The sequence below is a fragment of the Halostagnicola alkaliphila genome (genome assembly GCF_055379965.1).
This window is the reverse complement of record NZ_AP043824.1, coordinates 446373-466404: the sequence shown is the minus strand read 5'-3', so window position 1 is coordinate 466404 and position 20032 is coordinate 446373. Positions and strand designations below refer to the sequence as shown.

Sequence of the window (20032 nt, the reverse complement as noted above, 5' to 3'; positions counted from 1 at the left end):
GTGAACAATCTTGTACCTTTCGTTGTGTTTTGAGCGCGTCGCCTCGGGTTACTCTGCCTCTGCGGCTTCGATCTCTTCGACGTCCCGTTGTGCCGCTTCCACGGCTTCCTGGGGCGACTTCTCCTGATTGAGACAGGCGTGGAACTCGGCGGCGATGGAACTCGACTGTGAATCCCAGACCGCGTTGATCGGGTGGACCCACTGATTTTCCGACTGGAACTGGAGTGTATCGAGGTAGCGACTCATCACCGGAACATCTTCGGCCTGCTCGGACTCAAACAGTTCTGGCTTCGGCGGCGTGGAACCGGTAATTTCGAAAATATCGAGATAGAACTCGTCGGAGGTCATAACTTTCAGCAGTTCGACGGCGGCCGGGAGCTTTTCGGAGTTCGGGTTGAGCGACAGGTGCCAGCCGCCGAGGGTCGCGTTCGTCCCGCCGGTTCCCTCGTACTCGGCTTCGTCCTCGGAGACGCCGTACGGGAACGGCATGAGGCCGATATCCTCGCCGAATGCGTCCTCGCTTGCGAAGTCGGCGATCGCGTACGACCAGTTTCGGTGGAAGACGGCCTCGCCCGCGGCGAACGATTCTTGAGAGGGTTGGGTGTCCCAGCCGAGCGCTTCGGAAGGCAAAATATCGCCCGTCATGCCGTCGATCGCGTACTCGTCGTCCGAGCCGTGCATGAACGTCCGAAGCAAACGAAGCGCGTCGATCACCGGCTCCTCGTCGATCGTTACCGGCCGGTCGCCAACGGGTCCGTGTTGATTCTCCATGTCACCGAAGTAGTTCCCACCCATCGTGACGACCTTTTCGTATCCAGTCTGGTGACCGACGGTCCGCTGATCCAGCGTCGTCGTGTAACCGTGATCGACGTCGTTCGCTTCGACCGAGTCGCTGACGATATCGGCGAACTCTTCCCACGACATCGGCTCCGTCGCCCAATTTTCTCCTTCGGGGTCGAATCCCGCATTTTCGACGTAATCCTTGCGGTAGAGGATCGCCGGAATGTCCACGAACTGCGGGATTCCGTACAATCCATCGTCATAGCGCATCGAGTCCACCATCTCCTGGTGGTACTCGTTCTCGAGTTCGTCGAGTTTCTCCTCGGGGAGTGCCTCGTTCAGGTCGACCAACCACCCTCGAGGTGCGAACGAGGACGTGTACGCGAAATTGGTCAACATGATGTCCGGGGTGGACTGACCGGCTTGAAGGATCTGGTTGTACTGATCCTCCTGATCGTCCGCCCCCCAGACGCCCGTCGAGACGTCGACCTCGATGTTTTCGTGTAGACCCGCATCGCGTAGCGCTTCCTGAATCTGGTCCTCGACGTCGCCGAAGAGCGGGGCGGTACTGTATTCGACCGTCACCTCTTCGCCGTCGTATTCCGGAATGTCCAGTTCCTCGTCTCCATCGTCACTGAGACATCCCGCCGCGCCGATAATCCCGGCGGCACCGGTCGCCGCGAGAACGTTTCGGCGAGAAATACTGTTCTCATCGCGCATACTACCCCTAAACCCACGGTTGGCTCTGTCTGCCATACAAGCAAGTTAGCGTTCTACTATATAAACTTACTCTCTCGGCGTAGCTGGGAACAACAAATCGAGATCCAGCCTTACTATCTCGGACGAACTGTACTTTCCGTTTCTCTGACGCATGCAGCGGCGATTGTACGCCTTGCTGTCTCTATGTGCTGATATCGATGGTACTCCCGCACCAGAACCCTGAGTCCGGCATCACCGGACACTTTCGATCTTTCACTGTAAACGAATTGTCGGTTCTCACCTACCGCCACGGTTCCATAGTGGTGGGATCTCGACCAAATTTTTCCGGCCACGCCGGACAACTATTATATAGGATGTGCTTTAACATACCGTACATGGCGAGCAAATCACGCTACCCAGTTCAGGCGGCCGCGACGACGTTCCGGGTTATCGAGACGCTCCACCAACTCAATGGCGCGGGCGTTTCCGAACTCTCGGAGGCGCTCGAGATGCCAAAGAGCACAGTTCACGATCACCTACAGACGTTAACCGAAGCGGAGTATCTGGTAAACGAAAACGGGACCTATCACGTCGGAGCCCGATTTCTCGAACTGGGTGGGTTTGCCCGTAGCCAGATGAAACTGTATCAGGTTGCATCCCCTGAGATCAAGAAACTAGCAGAAGAAACCGGTGAACATGCGAATCTGATGATCGAGGAACACGGAAAGGGAATCTTTCTCAACAAGTCGAAGGGGCCCGATGCCGTCAATCTCGATACGCACATCGGCAAGCGCGTTCACCTCCATACGACGGCGCTTGGGAAGGCGGTTCTCTCGAGAGAATCCGAAGAGGTCGTCAACGAAATCGTCGACAGACACGGTCTTCCCGCCGTAACCGAAAAGACGATCACAGACACCGAGGAACTGAAACACCAACTCGCCACCATTCGCGAACGGGGGTATGCGATTGACGACGAAGAACGGGTTATCGGAATGCGCTGTGTGGCTGCACCGATCTGTGACGAGAACGAACGCCCAATCGGTGCAATCAGCGTCTCTGGGCCAACGAATCGATTCGATGAATCGACCTTTAACGAGGAGATACCCAAAAGCGTTCTGAGTACTGCTAATGTCATCGAAGTGAACATGACTTATTCGTAATATTTCCGGTCACACCGGATTCAGGAGACAGAACGGGCATGCCACTACCACTCAACAGACGGTCATATCTGCTATTCACTCATTTTGCTCTGAACCGCTTGAGCTAGACTGACGGGAGTGTACACATGGCAGAGAACGCGAACGAAACAGTAATTACCAAGTCATTATCCAATTCTTCGCCCTCGCACAATAAGTCGAAAGCAGACATCCGTTCGCACCGGCAAAAAATCAGCCCCACGCCGCGTCTAAGATGGTTAGATCTCGGTAACGAGTTCGTGCTCGGTTTCGATCGCCTGCGCGTCCTCGTCCAGCAGTGCGACGACGAGATACGGCACGTACGATTCGAAGTACTCGATGACTGAGGCGATTCGATCCGAGTCGATCGCCTCGAGAGAGTCCAGAAGCATGAACGGAACGGTCTCGTAGACGTCGTGGACGAGGTACCCTGCGAGCGCGAAGACGAGTCCCGTTACCTCCCGCTCACTCTCGCTCAAGTGTTCGATCGAGTCTTCGTACGCCGCGCCGTCGTCGGTGCTCCGGACGATTTTCAGATCGAACGACGATTTCGTCACCTTCCGACGTCCTTCGCGAGCCTCCCGAGTCGTTCGCGCGATCCAGACGCGGTCGAGGTTTCCGTACTCCAGCGTCTCGAGCAGGTTTTCCATGTGTTCGTTGAACGAATCGACCGCGTTCTCCTCGATCTGGTCGATCCGGGTTCGGAGATCGGTCAGTTCGTCGACCGCGTCCTCGCGGCGCGCCTCGAGATCCTCGCGGTTGCCGAGCTGATCTTCGATCGAACTGATTTCGTCCTCGATGTCGTCTCGTTTGCGCTCTTTGCGTTCGATCTTGAACTCGAGCTGGTTGACTTCCTTGTGCTGGTCGAGGATGCCGTCGTACTCTTCGGTCTCGAGGTCGTCGATTTCGGCCTCCAGTTCGTCAATTTCGTCGGTGAGTTCCTCGCGGTCGTCGGTTAACTCGTCGATCCGATCGTTTCGGTTGTCGATTTCGTCGTCGATCGAGTCGAGTCGGCGCTGGGTCTGCTGGTACTCGCTCCGGCTCTCGTTGATGTTCGAGACCGTCTCTCGCCGATCTTCGAGGTCGCTGTTGATTTCGGTTCGTTCCTGAATCCGATCCTGGCGCGCGTCTCGAAGCTGTTCGATCGTCGTCTCGATCTGGTCTCGAGCCACCGAGGAGCCACAGGTCCAGCAGGTCACCGTCTCGGAATCGTCGAGCAACTGGTCGGTGATCGCCCCGTCGTCGTCGCCGTCGTCGACCGGTTGGTTCGCGTCCGCGAGAACCGAATCCGGTTCGTCGAGGAGCTGTTCGTTGAACTGAATGGTGCTCTGTAGCTGGGAAATCTCTTTCGATAGATCCGCCTTCTCTTCTTGCAGGGTCTCGATTTCGGCTTCGAGTCGACCGATGTCGGTCTCGTCGCCGGTCGAGAGCGACTCGAGTTGGTCCTGAACCGCTTCTCGCTCGTCCTCGAGCGCGTCGATGCTTTCGCGCTCCGTTTCGATGCGATTTCTGGTTCGTTCGAGATCCGATCGAGTCTCCCGGAGTTCGCTGAGTTTGTTCTCGAGTTCGGACTGCTCTTCGCGGCGTTCCTCGACGTCGACATTCGCTTCGTCGAGTTCCTCCTGGGCCTGCTCGAGTTCTTCCTCGAGGTCGTCGATTTCGCCGGAAACGCGCTTGCGCTTGGCCTCGAGGTCGGGGAGTCGTTGTTCGAGGTTGTCGAGTTCCTCGAGTTGCTCGTCGATGGATCGCTTTCGCTGCTCGTACTGTTCGATCTCGGTCTGAATCGCGGCCGTATCGACCGGTCGCATGATCAGTTCCCGAAGATCATCACCGCGCGCAACCGCTCGCCGGGCTTCGTTCGATTCGAGCAAGAAGGCGAACAGATCCGCGATATCTGGGTCGTCCAGATACGGGTCGCCGTCGGTGATGATCGTCCCGTTCTTGCGCTCGAGTTTGCGCCGGTACCGTTCGTCGCCGAACTCGAGTTCAGCGCTTCCCTCGTCCGCGTCGGCTTTGAGGCTGACCTGATCGCTTCCCAGGGCTGCCATTATCGCCTGGAGTAGCGACGTTCGGTTCGTTGCGTTACGGCCGGAAAGGACGGTTACGCCCTGTTGGAAGGTCACTTCCGAATTGTCGATACCACCGATGTTGTCGACGGAGAGCGTCGCCGCTGTCGGGACTTCTTCTTTTTTCGTTGCTAGTTCGCTTTCCATGGTCCCCTATTCTCCCTCCTCACACATAGGTATTACCACTTCACCCGGACGTGTAACCGAAGTGAACAATGTCGGCGTCTGAGACGGTTCTTGTCAGCCAGATCAACTACCCAACCCGCCGCAACGACAGGACTGTTCGTCGAGCAGTTCCCGGACGGTGTATTCCTCGAAACAGTCCTCGCACGTTACCGTGATCGAAACTGCCACGTTGTACTCACCGATGTCGAGGATATCGTTTCGCTCGAGATGAGCGATGGTATCCCCGGTGACCGCTTCGGTTCGGTTCTGGAGCGATCCGACTTTGTTTCTGCTCCGTTCGAGCCGTTCTTCGTCGGTCGGTTCCTCGAGCGATGCCTCGAGACACTTCGTCAGGTGGTTGTAGACGGTCTGGTGGGAGATGAAGTCCGATTCGACCTGGTCGACCGGAACACCGTCTCGTTCGAGTTCGTTTCGGGTTTGGACCTGCGTCCCGCTACTGACGTCATCGTCGGTGAGCAAGCGATACGTATTTTCGATTTCACCTTCTTTCGCGGCCACGTTCGCTTCTTCGAGAGCCTGCTCGAGAACGAGTTCGTTCACGTAGGTTGCTAATTTCCGCGTACTGTACTGTTCTTCCCCTTTTCCGGTCCAGCGCGCGACGAGGTCATCGTCGAGTTCCAAGAGACCGTACTGATCGCTAACTCGGCCGAGTTTACAGCCACAGGACGTGCTCGATTCCGATTCGGTATTTTGTTTAGTCACTGGTATACCACTATGGGCTTACTGCAAAAAAATGTTCTGACTCGTAATTGTGACGGATGCATCTCTTACCGCTCCCGTCGCGTCTATTTGAGTTCGCAGTCTCAGATTCCATTTGCTGTATTACATGTGTGAATACAGTCATATGTGTGTGATTCGTATAATACACAAAACGACAGTAGATGTCCTCTTAGCGCGTTAAAACTCTCTCTTCAGTTATGGAGATTTGTTAAACATTTCGAACCAATAGCATTCACAAAAGACTACTGTCTATTATAATACCATATTGAACTTCCGTATGGCCGTACTGCAACAACTCATCTCGGCGCGACGGAAGTCCTGAACTCTAATTACACAGGTATGTGTGTAAATTGTTGTCTTAGAATTGAACCAACTGATTGGCGATTCTCGATCTCTCGAACTGTTAGCACGAATTGAGAACGTTTGTTTGCACGTCTCAAACAGAGGGGTTGTCGTGGTATTCTCTGTTCGGGAGTGAACAGATATTGTTGGGTTCCGGGGAGCCCGCTCCAGTCGGTCGATACGGATACCGACCACTGTGTCAAGAAAACTTCGCGTTGATTTCGATGACGTTTGCGGATCGGATGACTTTGTTCGGGAGTTCCTCTTCGTATCGATCGCCCGTCATTCGGCTCGACGGACCGGAGATGCTGACCGCACCGATAACTTCGTCGTTCGCACCGTTTACCGGTGCTGCCACGCATCGCAACCCGTTTATTTTCTCCTCGTCGTCGAAGGCGTATCCCCGCTCTCGGATTGTCTCGAGGGTGTCAAACAGTTCTTCACGAGAAGTAATGGTTTCTTCCGTGTACGCGGGCAGTCCGTGTCGGTCGACGATTTCTTCGACTCGCTCGCTCGGGTAATGGGCGAGGATCGCCTTCCCCAGCGAAATACAGTGAAGGTACTCGCGCTTGCCGACCGTCGAAGCCGTTTGGACGGCGCGTTCTCCGCCCTTTTTGTACAGGTAGACCGCGCGTCCGTGTTCTTCCGTCGCAAACTGGACCAACTCCTCGCACTCGCTCGCGAGGTCGTCCAGTTCGTCGGCGACAACGTCGTAGATGCCGAGATGTTGTTTGACGCCCTCTCCGAGTTCGAGGTACCGAAGGCCGAGTTTGTACCGTTCGCCGGATTTGACGACGTGTTCGTGCTCGAGAAGGGTCGCCAGATGGCAGTGGACCGTTCCCTTGGATCGGCCGATCCCCTTCGCTATCTCGGTGACTCGCGCCCCGTCCGTCTCGTGGAGGTAGTCGATAATCTCCAACGTGATCCCCACCGCCTGAATCGTCCGTGGTTCCGTCGGTTCGGCCATACGTGTATCTGTATCGTCTCCCACTAAACTGTTTGTGTGCTACGAACAGTTTCTCGCGTTTGAGAGCTGCAAACGGATATGAGATTCCGGTCCCCGTTGAAGACGTCGAGGTGGAGACATCGACAGTGTTCGTCGCGGGTGCGACCGATATCGGACAGCGGTCTGGTGAGCGTAACGTATTTGTGATCGTACCACAACGGACAATACGTATGTCCGAGCAACGAGAGCAAGCCGTATCACCAGCAATCCGTACGCGCGTCGATAACTACGTCGGTGGTCAGTGGGAGAGCCCGGCTAGCGAGCAATCCCAACCGGTCGTCGATCCCGCAACCAACGAACCGCTGACGACGGTCGAATTTTCGACCGAGAAATCGGTCGACGAAACGGTTCGGACGGCGAACGAGGCCTTCGAGGAGTGGCGAGAGACGCCCGTCGTCGAGCGAGTCCAGTACCTGTTCGACCTGAAGACGGAACTCGAGGACCGAATCGACGATATCGCGGTTGCGCTGTCTCGCGAACACGGAAAGACCGTCGGGGAGGCTCGAGGAGAAATCCGTCGCGGCATCGAAAACGTCGACGTCGCCTGTGGGATGCCGGATATGATCCGTCAGGGGAGCGGTAACGTAGAGGACGTCGCCCCGGAGATGGACGAGTACGCCGTTCGCCAGCCCCTCGGCGTGTTCACCGCCATCACGCCGTTTAATTTCCCGGCGATGATCCCGCTCTGGTTCCTTCCCTACGCGGTCGCGACCGGTAACACGTTCGTTCTCAAACCGAGCGAGAAGGTGCCGCTGAGTTCCCAACTCATCTTCGAGGCCGTCGATGCAGCCGGCTTTCCGGACGGCGTCGTCAACCTCGTCAACGGCGGTCCGGACACCGTCAACGCGCTTCTCGAGCATCCTGATATCGCCGGCGTTTCGTTCGTCGGCAGTTCGCCGATCGCAAAACACGTCTACGAGACGGCGGCCCAACACGGCAAGCGCGTTCAGGCACAAGGCGGTGCGAAGAACTACGCGGTCGTTACCGAACACGCAGCCGTCGAGGAGTGCGTGCCGAACATTACCGGCTCCGTCTACGGCAACGCCGGTCAGCGTTGTCTCGCCAACGATGTCGTCGTCGGCGTCGGCGACGCGTACGACGACCTTCGCGAACAACTGATCGATGCGGCCGAGAATCTCACCGTCGGGGCCGGCGTCGACGAGGATACCGACGTCGGACCGCTAATCACCGGCGACTCTCTCGAACGCGTTCTCGATCTGATCGGAAACGCGCTGGATGAGGGTGCAGAACTCGTCCTCGACGGCCGCGACTTCGAACACTCGGACGCGGCGCTCTCGGGAGGGAACTTCCTCGGGCCGACGCTACTCGAGGGAGTGACGACCGACATGGAAATCGCCCAGGAGGAAATATTCGGCCCCGTTCTCTGTCTCGCCGCCGCCGACGACCTCGACGAAGCAATCGGGATGGTCAACTCGACGAAGTACGGCAACGCCTCCTCGATCTACACCGAATCGGGAAGCGAGGCGCGCCAGTACAAGTACGAAGTCGACGCCGGAAACATCGGGATCAACGTCGGCGTCTGCGCGCCGATGGGCTTTTTCCACTTCGGCGGGCGCAAGGCGTCGTTCTTCGGCGACCTCCACGCACAGGGAGAAGACGCGGTCAACTTCTACACGGAGAAAACGATCCAGATCGAGCGCTGGTACAGTTAACTCGGCGGACGGGTGTCGTATAGAGCGGAGAGCGATCATCCGAACCGTCAGCAGTCTCGTCGCGATCGACCGGTGCTCAAATACCCGTTATTCGTTCTGTGCGACCGATCCTTCGTGGCGCTGAAGCGCCGCTTCGTAGCGCTCTTTCGCATCGCGACTCGAGTTCGCCAGATACGCCGTGTCTTTGCCGACGATCAGGAAGTCAAACCCGGCCTCGACTCGGTCGCCGATCTGGCCGGGAGAGACCGTGAGCGTGCCCACTGGCGTTTCGTGGGCGGCTCCAGCCCGGAGGACCTGATCCATCGCTTCGCGAAGTTCTTTTGCGTCCCATTGGGCGAAGATACCGAGCGCCCCGGAGAGATCCGCCGGGCCGACGAACAACGCGTCGATCCCCTCGGTGGCGGCGATTTCCTCCGCGTTTTCGAGTCCGGCTTTGGACTCGATCTGGGCGATCGTGACGATGGAGCCGTTCGCGTCGGTGACGTAGTCGACGAACTCCATCCCGTACTCCGCGGCGCGGCCGCTTGCAATGCCGCGGACGCCCTCCGGCGGGTAGTGGACCGACTCGACGAGTTGTCGCGCTTCGTCGGCGGATTCGATCATCGGCACCATCACACCGGCGACGCCGATATCGAGGACGCGTTTGATCCGAGTTGGATCGTTTCGTGGCACCCGTACGATCGACTCCGTCGGCGCGTCTTTCGCGTCGATTGCCCGCGAAACGTTTTCGACCGTCTCGAGGCTCATCGTCGTGTGCTCGGTGTCGATAAGGACGAAATCGAACTCGAGAGCGGAACTCACTTCCCCGACGGCGGGGTGACCGATCGAGAGCCAATTACCGACGGGGTTGTCACCCTTCTCTAAGGCCTGTTTGAGGTGGCGCGTCATGGGCATCCGATAGTCGGTGTCGGTTGAAGCGGGTTCAGGTCACGACGCAATCCGCGATGGTGCGTCGGTAATCGAGCGAAATACGTCGGTCTCCCGGCGAGCATCGATACATTCGTCTTCATAGATGGGAACGTACCGTACTATCTTTGGTCGAGATATATAAAAATTGAGGGTCAACTCGATCAGTCGGTCTCCGGTAGACGCTTCCTGGTAGCCCAGCCTGCCAATTCACCGGAAAGTATAACACTCGTCTCCCCAATCTGTGTGATAATGCGACTCGAGATTCGTGGCTATGACCGCTTCCCGGTCGTCTCGCCACGACGTTTCGATCTTGGTGGACTCGAGTCGTACGGTTTCGTCGGGGAACGGTGCCAGCGGCTTAGCACCTCGAGAGACGGGAAAGCGACTCATCAAACTGCTCGTCTCGGACGATGGTCCAACTGCTCATCGTGTCATCGTGGCACCGCCCCGATTGCAACCGAGGACGTATCGCCAAAACAGAACGGAATAATCAGAACGCAAATCATCAGCTAACAGATCATGTACGAAGACTTCGCATCCACGCTCGCAGCGACGATGTGGGCAGATTTCGACGACACGCCCGCTCGAGACGGCCCCACGGCCGAAATAACCGACATCGACTCGTTCGTCATCGACGGGAACTTCCCGTGGACGATCGTTACTCTCGAGACGGACCAGGGGGTGATGGGAATCGGCGAAGCGTACCCGTCGCCGGGCGTTCACGAGATCATCACCGACTACCTTCGGCCGGTCCTCGTCGGTGAAAACCCGCTCGACGTCGAACGACTCTACAATCTCATGCGGGAGAGTCTCTCCGGTCGCGGTTCCCAGTGGGGAGTCGGAACGATCGCGATCAGCGGCATCGAAATAGCGCTGTGGGACGCTGCGGGGAAAATCCTCGGCCAACCGATCTACCAACTGCTCGGGGGCAAACTTCGGGAGGACGTTCGAGTGTACGCGGATTGTCACGCGGGGGAAGCGATGGTCTCCTCGGCAGCGGACGGGCAGGACGAAGCGGTGTACGAGCCCGAGGCGTACGCACAGGGCGCGCGACTTGCCGTTGAGGACGGCTTCGACATCATTAAATTCGATCTCGACGTTCCGTCCGGACGGGATATTGACACGCTCTCGAGACACTTCGATCCCCAGGAAATCGAACACAAGCGCGCGGTGGTCGAAGCGGTTACCGACGAGGTCGGTACCGAAGCGGAGGTCGCCGTCGACCTCCACTGGAACTTCAGTCCCGAAACCGCAGAAAAGCTCTGTCGGGCTATCGAGCCCTACGACCTCGCCTGGGTCGAAGATCCGTTGCCGCCGGAAAACACCGATGCGATGAGAGAGTTAAAACGTTCCGTCGACGTGACGCTCCTGACCGGCGAGAATCGATACGGTCGCCACGGGTTTCGCGACATGATCGAAACGCAGGCGGTCGACTTTCTGGCACCGGACGTTCCGAAGACCGGCGGCATCGCCGAGACGAAGAAAATCGCGGACATGGCCGAGGCGTACTATCAGGCGCTCATGCCTCACAACATCGGGAGTCCGATCGCAACCGTCGCGACCGCCCACGTCGGTGCGACCGTTCCGAACTTCGTGGCCCTCGAGTACCACGCCCGGGAAGTCCCGTGGTGGGACGACCTCGTCGCCGCCGACGAACCGCTCATCCAGAACGGCCGACTCGAGGTTCCGGACGAACCCGGCCTCGGTATCGAACTCGATTGGGACGTCGTCAAAGCACACCGCAAATAGCGCTTGCGAAAAATAGTCGTTCTGTGACCACCTGTTCTCGCGGATCCGATCGTTTTCGTGGGACGTTCACCGATTCGCTTCGACAGGATCGGTTCTTCGATTCCTCGGGTCGATTCGACCGCTGGTGAACACAAAGCCTAATGCACGCTCGTTCGTAGCGATCGGTACCGATGGTTGCAATCGATTACATGGCCCATCAGGAGCAGTACGACCCGTCCCAACTGTTAGCGTACGGCGAACTGGCGATGGACGCCGGATACGAAACCGTCTGGACGTCGGATCATTTCCACCCGTGGTTTCACACGGGCGCGGAATCGGGGTACGCCTGGTCGTGGCTCGGTGCCGCGACCGAACGGCTCGACGGACCGATCGGGACCTGCGTGACGCCGGCAACCGGACACTACCACCCCGGCGAGATCGCTCAGGCGTTCGCCACCCTCCAGGAGTTACACGACGAGCGAGTGATTCTCGGCCTCTCGACCGGCGAGGCGATGAACGAAACGCCGCTCGGCTTCGACTGGCCCGACTACCCGGAGCGCAGAGATCGACTCGAGGAATCGCTTCAGGCTATTCGCGCGCTGTGGGGGGATGAAGAGTGGCTCGACGACGACCTTTGCGACCAAATCGACGACGACGGTTTCGTCACGTACGACGGCGAGCGCTTCGACCTCGAGGAAGCGAAGCTATACACGCAGCCTGCGGAGTCGCCGGAGATCCACATCGCGGCGAACGGACCCAGCACCGCACGACTCGCCGCCCGCTACGCCGACGGGTTCGTTACGGTCAAAAAAGGTGCGGAGTACACTGACCGGCTCTACCCCGCGATTCGTCGCTACGCAGCGGAAGAAGGGAACGACCCGGACGCCATCGAGACGACGTTACTGGTGATCGCTTCGTACGATCCCGATTACGAGAACGCACTCGAGTCGACCCGTCCGTGGTGGGCGACGACACAGAACGTGTTCGATCGCGCGATGGCGAATCCCAAACGCATCGAAGAGGAAGGCGAGAAGGCGACCCGAGAACAGATCGAGGAGAAGTTCCTCATCGCCGACGATCCGTCCACGATCGCGGCCCAACTCGAGGAGTACGCCGAGATGGGGTTCGACCGGATCGCCGTCGGGAACACGAGTCCGGATCCCGAGCGGTTATTCGAGGTTATGAACGACGATGTCGTGCCGTCGTTGTAACTGTTCCGCCGTTTCGACGCTGTTGGGGCGCAGGTAGCGCTTCGAATCGGCTAGTTCTGGTGGCCGTCGACGGCTATACCGGGTGGACGATCGGGGGGTATATATTCACAGAGAAAGACGACCTATTCGTCATGGCAGTAGAGAAGATACTCCTTGCAGTGACGCCGGAAGACGACCCCGAATCGCTCGTACCGACCGTCGCCGACGTTGCCCAGCCAACGGGCGCTACCGTCGTAGTCGGGTAAGCCCATACGCAAGCGCTATACGAGGCCGCCCTCGCCGATTTCGAGGGGCAGGGCTCACCCGACGAACTGGCCGAACGGAATCACGTCGTTCGCGACATCGTCTCGCTTCTCGAGGAGGATCGGGTTCCGTACTCGGTGCGTGGCGGCGTCGGCCAAACGGGCGAAACGTTTCTGTCGCTCGCCGAAGAGACCAACGCCGATTCCATCGTTATTCAGGGTCAAAAGCGCTCGCCGACCGGGAAGGCGCTGTTCGGCAGTACGGCACAGACCGTCCTGTTGAACGCGCCCTGTCCGGTGACGTTCGTCCGGAGATGACGAACTCGAACGTGTGTACCCGACTGGAAACGACTGACCGAAATCGACCGGCGACAGCAGGCCGACCGCGACGGCCGATCCGGTCGCTGACCGAACGCCATCCACGAGGGCGAATATTTATGTCACAGCGTGGCAATCCCACAAACGAAATATGGCTCAGCTTACCGGTGGCGAGATTATCGCTACCTACCTCGAGAAAGAGGGCGTAGAGTATCTGGTCGGAATCCCGGGACACGGAAGCACGAACCTCCTCGACGCGTTCAACGATTCCGACGTGGAAGTCATCCAGCCGCGCCACGAGCAGGGTGCGACCCACCTCGCGGACGGCTACGCGCGAGCGTCCGGCGACCCGCTCGCGGTCTTTACGTCGATCGGGCCGGGGGCCACGAACACCGTTACGGGTGCGGCGACGGCGTACGTCGATTCGATCCCGATGGTGATCTTCACCGGGGCGCCCCAGACCCACGAGTACGGTCAGGGAATCCTTCAGGAGCTCGACCGACAGAAACCGGGGGACTTTCCGAGCGTAATGGAACCGGTGACGAAACAGAGCTTCGTCGTCCAGGACGTCGAACAGCTGCCCCGGATCCTTCGGCGAGCGTTTCAGGTCGCCGTGACGGGCCGTCCCGGGCCCGTTCACGTCGACGTGCCGATGGACGTTCAGGGCAACGCCGCGGACGTAGAGATCCCGGAGCCAACCGAAACGCGAACCCGTAGCCGACCCAGCGGTGACGCGGAGTCCGTCGACGAGGCGGCGGAGTTACTCGCCGACGCGAAACGACCGGTGATCGTCCCCGGCGGTGGAACGATGCTCGGCGAAGCGTGGGACGAAGTCCAGGCGTTGGCCGAACACCTGAAAGCACCCGTCATCCCGACGTTTCAGGCGAAGGGAATCGTACCCGAAGATCACGAGCTCTTCGTCGGCTATGCGGGCTGGATCGGGTCGACCGCCGGCAACGAACTCGCGAGTAACGCGGACGTTGTCCTTGCGATCGGCTGTCGATTTTCCGACCTGCACACGTCGTCGTTCGAACCGGGCGTCAGCTTCGAAATCCCACCGAGCAAGCTGATCCACGTCGACATCGACAACGAGGAGATCGGCAAGAACTACCCCGTCGAAGTCGGCATCCACGGCGACGCGAAAGTCGTTACGGACCAACTCCACGACGCGGTTACCGACCGTCTCGAGGAGGTCTCGACGACGGACAACGAGTACTACGACGAGATCCAGCGGCTGTGGGCCGAGTGGCAAGAACGCGTCGAGGCGGAGCACACCGACGAGGTCCCGATGAGCATCTCGCGTGCGCTCGCAAGTCTTCGAAAAGCGCTGCCTCGGGACGGGATGATCGTCTCGAGCGCCGGTCAACCCCAGGAGATAACGAACCCGCAGTTTCCCGTCTACGACCCCCGGACGAACATCTCCTGTGGCGGGTTTTCGACGATGGGATTCGGCGTTTCGGCGGCCATCGGCGCGAAACTCGCCGAACCCGACAGGCCGGTCGTCAACATCGAAGGTGACGGAAGCTTCCTCATGTGCAACCAGGAGGTCGCTTGTGCGGTCGAACACGATATCGACGTCACCTGGCTCGTCGTCAACAACAACGGCTGGAAGTCGATTCGGAACCTGCAGGTCGATAAGTACGGCTGGGATCGAGTCCTCAACACGGAGTTCGACGAGGAAAACGACGTGGACTTCGTGAAAATGGCCGAGGCCTTTCGCATCGGATTCGCCGAACGCGTGGTCAAACCCGAGAACCTTACCGAAACGCTCGAGGACGCACTCGAGTACGACGGCCCCGCCTTCGTCGAGGCCGTCGTCGAACCGAACAACGCGGACTCCGGCGCGATCATCACCGGTGAATGGGATCTCGCGGACCTCGAGAAAGAGCAGTAACTGCTCGTTCAACCGTCTATCTACGTGGATTCTGTGTTTCGTACGGGTGGTTTTCGGTTTCGATGGCTTTGCTCCGGCATTACTATACCGTTCGCGAGACAACGCCGAAGTATGAAATCACTCGAAGTCGACGCTCGCTGGGATCCCAAATCGACGTACTCCGTATCCGAGGAAGAAGCGAACTCGAAAAAGGCGATGAAGGCTTCGGCGGTGTGGCGCGACCCGAAACTGCGGATAACGGAACGAGAACGACCGACACCGGGGGACGACGAGGTCCTCGTTCGAGTTCGCTACGCAGGCATCTGTGGGAGTGACGTTTCGATGCTCGAGACGGACGACGACGGCTACGTTCACTATTCGGCGTACCTGCAACTACCGAACGTCATCGGTCACGAGTTCTCCGGAGAAGTCGTCGAAACGGGTAGCGATGTTCGCCTGTTCGAGAACGGTGATCTGGTGACCGCAGAGGTTACCGATTACTGTGGTCGGTGTAACATGTGCCGTCAGGGGTTCGACGGTCACTGCGAGAACTTCGAGCAAATCGGGTTTACGGTGGCCGGCGCGTTTGCAGAATACGTGACTGTTCCCGAAAAATTGTGTTGGGACGTCTCCGGGCTTCGGCGGGCGTACGAAACCGACGAGCAGACGCTCAAAGCAGCTACAACAATCGAGCCGAGTACGATCAGCTACTACGGCTTGTTCGGAAGAGCCGCGGGAATCCTGCCGGGAGATTATCACGTCTATCACGGTACGGGCCCGATCGGTCTCACCGGGATGAACGTTTCCCGCGCCGCCGGTGCAGGCAAAGTCATCGCCTTCGAAATTTCGAACGAACGGCGCGAAATTGCCCGCGAACTCGGCTTCGAGCACGTCTACGATCCGACCGAAGACGATCCGGTCGAGACGGTCATGTCGATAACCGATAGGGAAGGCGCGGATGTCCACGTCGAAACGGCCGGTGCTGTCACGCAGACGTACCCGGTCATCGAAGACACGCTCGCGGAGGGAGCAAACGTGATCCATATCAGCAACGCTGGCGCAGATCCGGAAATTGCGCTGCGAAAGTACCAGGGCAAAAGCGCCCAGCTATACGGTTCGGAGGGACACACGGGACACCAGATATTTCCTCGCGTAATCAGGATGATGGCCTGCGGTCAACTCGATAATCTTCCCGTGATTACCTCGACGTTTTCGCTCTCCGAGGCTGAGGAAGCGATCCAGCGTGCGACCGAGCGCGTCGACGGAAAGGTTCTCATCGAACTGTGAGCCGCGGTTCGGACCGATACGAGGGTCGACCTCGCATCTCGTTCGAACGGCCAGCCCACTGCGTCTCTATCGGAAGTTATAATACCGTTCTTGGTAATTACACGCACAATGCGAATTGGCATTATCGGATGCGGATTAGTTGCTCAGGTGATGCACATTCCGTACGTAACCGAGTTACCGGAAACGGAGCTTCACGCGTTCGTCGATCCGGCTCTCGGTCGGGCGAACGAACTCGCCGAACGGTACAACGTCCCCCACACGTTCGAGGGGACCGAAGAGTTGTTAGGATCCGTCGGGGACGAACTCGATGCCGTGATCGTTTTGACGCCGGCTCACACCCATGCGGATGTCGTGACACGAACACTGGAGGCGGATATCCACACGTTGGTCGAAAAGCCAATCGCGGTTTCGGTCGAGGACGCTGATCGGATGGTCGAGGCGTCACAGCAGACCGACGCGACTGCGATGGTCGCGTACATGAAACGATACGATCCGGCATACGAACAGGCACAAGAGGTCCTCGAGGAGGTCGACGAAATCGACCTGATCACCGCCTACGATGTCGATCCCGATCACGGCCGAATCGTCGATGAAGTGTACGACATCGTCGACGGTGATGTTTCAGACACCTTTATCGAACGGAGCAATCGGCAACGAAACGCCGATATTACAGCGGCAATCGGCACGGACGATCAGGCGATCGGTCAGGATTATCACTGGCATCTAGAACACGCCTGTCACGATATCAACGCGCTTCGAGGGTTGTTCGGCGACGTTGAACGAATCGATCACGTCGACGTCTTCGCCGACGGCCGCTACGCGACGGCACATCTGGTCTACGAAGGAGGCCGTCGGTGTGTCCTCGACTCGGGACTTTCCGAACGCAAGTGGTTCGATGAGTTCATTCGAGTGGATGCACCTGATAAGATGGTGACTCTCGAGTTTTCGAACCCGTTCATCAAAAATACGCCCACAGAATTGCAGGTCAAACACGGACGAGAGGAGTTGGTTGAAGAGGTTCATACGCCATCGTACGACGAGAGTTTCAAACGGGAGCTCGAGCATTTCGTCCAGTGCATCGAGGGAGAAGCCGCCGTACGGACCACGTTCGAGGACGGCAGAGAAGACGTTCGGTTGATTGCGGATCTGTTCCGACGCTATCTGGATCTCGAGACGGTCGGGACCTACGACGGGATTTAGTGTGTCAAGAGAAAGCGTATTGACTGATAGCCGTCCAGTGGTTTGTCGACTCGAGATGAGAGGCACTTTCCGACGAGAACTCGTCAAATCAGCGCCTGTATGCAAGTCACGACGCCGCTCAAATCGTGAAAGGAGGAGAGTCGCTTCGATGCCTATCGTGATTACCCCTCAGACTTCGTACCAGATCACGACAATTGTATAACAATATGTCGGCTACTATATATCCCGATAATTTTATACAGTGGGGTTACCTTTGTGATACCGTATGACACGAGATTCGACAGTGCCGGATACGAACACTAAATTTATCGATCGACGGTCGGTCCTCGCATCGGCAGGTGCGAGCATAACTGCCGTATCCCTCGCCGGATGCACGGGTGGGGGTTCTGAAGAGGGTACTGCAGATAGCATTAGCGTCGCAGCGGTTGAAGGTGAGGGAAGTTGGTTTAACACGCTTGCTAATGAGTACCTCGAAGACGAAACGGGAATCGATATCGACGTCGAACTACTACCGTTCGACGGGTTGTTCGAGCAGAGTATCAGCGTCCTTGACAATCAGGGAGATGAGTTCGATATCGTCTTCATGGACGACCCGTGGTTTCCGCGCTTGGCGAGACACCTCGAACCGTTGGAGCCGTGGCTTCCGGAGGAACTCCCAGAAGAGCTCATTCAATCGACGGTCGACATCGCAACGTGGCCGACACCGAACGAAGCCGTTCCGCCCGGCACCGACGAATTAGAAGAGGAAGTTCGTGGCACGGTCGCCGTCGGAAATACGCAGTTGTTTGCCTACAACACACGGTACTTCGACGAAGTCGGCGAAGATCCACCTGAAACGTGGGACGATGTTCTGGAGTCGGGACAAGCCATCGACGACGAAATAGACGACGCCTCCGGATTCGTGTTACGAGGCGAACGCGGTAATCCGATCAACGCGAGCTTTTTCGCCGTCGGCGGATCGGTCGCCGGTTCGATGTTCGACGAAGACTGGGGGTACAACTGGTCGAGCCAGGACGGTATCGATGCGGTCGACTTGTTCGCCAACGAATTGGCCGAAATCAGTCCCGACGGAGTCACCGCCTACGACAGCGACGAGGTCGTCACGGCGATCGGTTCCGGCGAAGCGGCGCAGGGGCTCGTATGGCCTGGTGCGGCATCCGACATGTTGGACGGAACCGAAGAGGGTGACAACATCGAGTTTATGGTTATTCCGGAAGGAATCCAACGGGCCCCGACGCAGGGTAACTGGATCGCAAGCATCAACACGTACACCGGCGACCCGCAGAAACGGGCCGCAGGCGAAGTCTTACAGGCGTTTATTTCTCGAGAGGCACAGGAGTTGTACGTCGAAGACGGTGGAATCCCGTTCCGCCACGATATCTTCGAGGAGTATATCGATAGCGAACCTTGGATGGAAGCGCTGTACGAGAGCCTTCAAGAAGCACAACCACGACCCCGAACGACCGAGTGGAACGAGATCGAAGAGGACCACGGTGTCGCCCTCAATAACGTACTGACTGACGATATGACGCCGGAAGAAGCCGTCAACCAGGCCGAGGAAGATATCGGATCGATCCTCGAACGGGCGGGATACTATGAGTGAAGATTACGAGACCGACAACTCACACAATGATTCGCAATTCACCAATTGAGTGCGTTCGATCGAGAGGTGACTGGCACAAATGAGCGGAGACGCGTCGAGCGCAGTAACCACCAATTCGATCGGAGAGACGGACGAGTCGCTCAAAGAGCGGTTGGCTCTTTGGGCGGACGACCACCTCGCTGTCCTCCTGGTCGTGCCGACACTGGCGCTCCTGATAACGATGACGTTCTACCCGATGATCAGGGCCATAGAAATGTCAATGTACCAGTATACTGCGGGTGAACGGATCGGGTTCGTCGGGTTGGATAACTACGTTAATCTACTAACCGACAGCACCTGGCGAAATTCGTTGGTAGTCACGGCCTGGTACGTGGCACTTTCGGTAACGATTCAATTCGTCGTCGGGTTCGCAATTGCGATGCTGTTGAATCGAAAGCTTCGATTCAGGGGATTGATCCAGACCATCATCCTCATTCCGATGATTCTCGCACCGACGGTGATTGCGTTAGTTTGGCGGTTAATGTACGCGCCGAGCGGTTTGCTCGACTACATCTTCCATCCGATCGTCGGCGGGAACGTCGGCTGGATCAGCGACTCGAGTATCGCGCTCTACTCGCTGATCCTCACCGAAGTGTGGCAATGGACGCCACTCGTCGTGTTGGTGATGCTCGCTGGATTGCAGTCGGTCCCCGACCACCTAAAGGAGGCTGCCGTAATGGACGGGGCATCGCGAGTTCGAATCCTGTGGGATATTACGCTTCCGCACATGAAATCACTCGTCGTACTGATTCTGATTATCAGGGTGATAGACTCCATTCGGGTCTTCGACAAGGTGTACATCCTCACTCGAGGCGGGCCCGGCGAATCGACGAATGTCGTAAGCATGGAGATGTACCGCGCGGCGTTCGAGTTTACGAACTGGGGAGTCGCCGCTTCGATGGCGATTAGCCTCCTCCTCATCGTTCTGTTGATCGCGATAACCTTCGTCAAAATAGCGGAGGTCAAGTTCTAACC

Annotated in this window: 15 protein-coding genes and 1 pseudogene; 11 read left to right on the top strand and 5 right to left on the bottom strand. The window is 57.9% G+C overall.

Annotated elements, in window-relative coordinates:
* Nucleotides 1-48: 48 nt before the first annotated feature.
* A complete protein-coding gene (locus ACZ5C7_RS01920) occupies nucleotides 49-1500 on the bottom strand; it encodes an extracellular solute-binding protein (protein ID WP_464374705.1) in 1452 nt (483 codons plus the stop codon).
* A 374-nt stretch (nucleotides 1501-1874) separates the two neighbouring features.
* Here ACZ5C7_RS01920 and ACZ5C7_RS01915 point away from each other — a divergent pair, with 374 nt between their 5' ends.
* A complete protein-coding gene (locus tag ACZ5C7_RS01915; RefSeq protein WP_464374704.1) occupies nucleotides 1875-2639 on the top strand; it encodes an IclR family transcriptional regulator in 765 nt (254 codons plus the stop codon).
* A gap of 254 nt (nucleotides 2640-2893) precedes the next feature.
* Here ACZ5C7_RS01915 and ACZ5C7_RS01910 read toward each other — a convergent pair whose 3' ends face one another.
* The 3 genes from ACZ5C7_RS01910 to ACZ5C7_RS01900 form a co-directional block, all read right to left on the bottom strand.
* Nucleotides 2894-4867, bottom strand: coding sequence for an archaea-specific SMC-related protein (locus ACZ5C7_RS01910; protein WP_464374703.1), 1974 nt, complete (start codon nucleotides 4865-4867; stop codon nucleotides 2894-2896).
* Between the two features lie 102 nt (nucleotides 4868-4969).
* Nucleotides 4970-5608 (bottom strand): rod-determining factor RdfA, encoded by a 639-nt coding sequence (gene rdfA / locus ACZ5C7_RS01905; RefSeq protein ID WP_464374702.1) that lies wholly within the window; start codon nucleotides 5606-5608, stop codon nucleotides 4970-4972.
* Nucleotides 5609-6167: 559 nt separating this feature from the next.
* Nucleotides 6168-6935 carry an IclR family transcriptional regulator gene (locus ACZ5C7_RS01900; protein WP_464374701.1) on the bottom strand — a complete coding sequence of 256 codons (768 nt, stop codon included), beginning with the start codon at nucleotides 6933-6935 and terminating at the stop codon, nucleotides 6168-6170.
* Nucleotides 6936-7144: 209 nt separating this feature from the next.
* Here ACZ5C7_RS01900 and ACZ5C7_RS01895 point away from each other — a divergent pair, with 209 nt between their 5' ends.
* Entirely contained in the window at nucleotides 7145-8647 is a 1503-nt protein-coding gene (locus tag ACZ5C7_RS01895) for a CoA-acylating methylmalonate-semialdehyde dehydrogenase (protein ID WP_464374700.1), read from the top strand.
* Between the two features lie 87 nt (nucleotides 8648-8734).
* Here the strand turns inward: ACZ5C7_RS01895 and ACZ5C7_RS01890 are convergent, their stop codons facing one another.
* Nucleotides 8735-9535: an HpcH/HpaI aldolase family protein gene (locus ACZ5C7_RS01890; protein WP_464374699.1), complete on the bottom strand. Its 801-nt coding sequence runs from the start codon at nucleotides 9533-9535 to the stop codon at nucleotides 8735-8737.
* 540 nt (nucleotides 9536-10075) lie between these two features.
* Between ACZ5C7_RS01890 and ACZ5C7_RS01885 the strand changes: the two genes are divergently transcribed.
* The 9 genes and pseudogenes from ACZ5C7_RS01885 (at nucleotide 10076) to ACZ5C7_RS01845 (ending at nucleotide 20030) form a co-directional block, all read left to right on the top strand.
* Nucleotides 10076-11305 (top strand): mandelate racemase/muconate lactonizing enzyme family protein, encoded by a 1230-nt coding sequence (locus tag ACZ5C7_RS01885; protein ID WP_464374698.1) that lies wholly within the window; start codon nucleotides 10076-10078, stop codon nucleotides 11303-11305.
* Nucleotides 11306-11475: 170 nt separating this feature from the next.
* Nucleotides 11476-12495 carry an LLM class flavin-dependent oxidoreductase gene (locus ACZ5C7_RS01880; protein WP_464374697.1) on the top strand — a complete coding sequence of 340 codons (1020 nt, stop codon included), beginning with the start codon at nucleotides 11476-11478 and terminating at the stop codon, nucleotides 12493-12495.
* A gap of 59 nt (nucleotides 12496-12554) precedes the next feature.
* Nucleotides 12555-12740 carry a hypothetical protein gene (locus ACZ5C7_RS01875; RefSeq protein ID WP_464374696.1) on the top strand — a complete coding sequence of 62 codons (186 nt, stop codon included), beginning with the start codon at nucleotides 12555-12557 and terminating at the stop codon, nucleotides 12738-12740.
* Between the two features lie 33 nt (nucleotides 12741-12773).
* Nucleotides 12774-13055: pseudogene (locus tag ACZ5C7_RS01870) on the top strand (universal stress protein); the annotation flags it as partial.
* Between the two features lie 151 nt (nucleotides 13056-13206).
* Nucleotides 13207-14949 (top strand): thiamine pyrophosphate-binding protein, encoded by a 1743-nt coding sequence (locus tag ACZ5C7_RS01865; RefSeq protein WP_464374695.1) that lies wholly within the window; start codon nucleotides 13207-13209, stop codon nucleotides 14947-14949.
* Nucleotides 14950-15060: 111 nt separating this feature from the next.
* Nucleotides 15061-16215, top strand: coding sequence for a scyllo-inosose 3-dehydrogenase (gene iolM, locus ACZ5C7_RS01860; RefSeq protein ID WP_464374694.1), 1155 nt, complete (start codon nucleotides 15061-15063; stop codon nucleotides 16213-16215).
* Between the two features lie 108 nt (nucleotides 16216-16323).
* Nucleotides 16324-17415 carry a Gfo/Idh/MocA family protein gene (locus tag ACZ5C7_RS01855; RefSeq protein WP_464374693.1) on the top strand — a complete coding sequence of 364 codons (1092 nt, stop codon included), beginning with the start codon at nucleotides 16324-16326 and terminating at the stop codon, nucleotides 17413-17415.
* A 265-nt stretch (nucleotides 17416-17680) separates the two neighbouring features.
* The gene (locus ACZ5C7_RS01850; protein WP_464374692.1) at nucleotides 17681-19018 is read left to right on the top strand and encodes an extracellular solute-binding protein; all 1338 of its coding nucleotides are present in this window, start codon (nucleotides 17681-17683) and stop codon (nucleotides 19016-19018) included.
* Nucleotides 19019-19097: 79 nt separating this feature from the next.
* Complete coding sequence (locus ACZ5C7_RS01845) at nucleotides 19098-20030, top strand: carbohydrate ABC transporter permease (protein WP_464374691.1); 933 nt, start codon at nucleotides 19098-19100, stop codon at nucleotides 20028-20030.
* Nucleotides 20031-20032 lie beyond the last annotated feature (2 nt).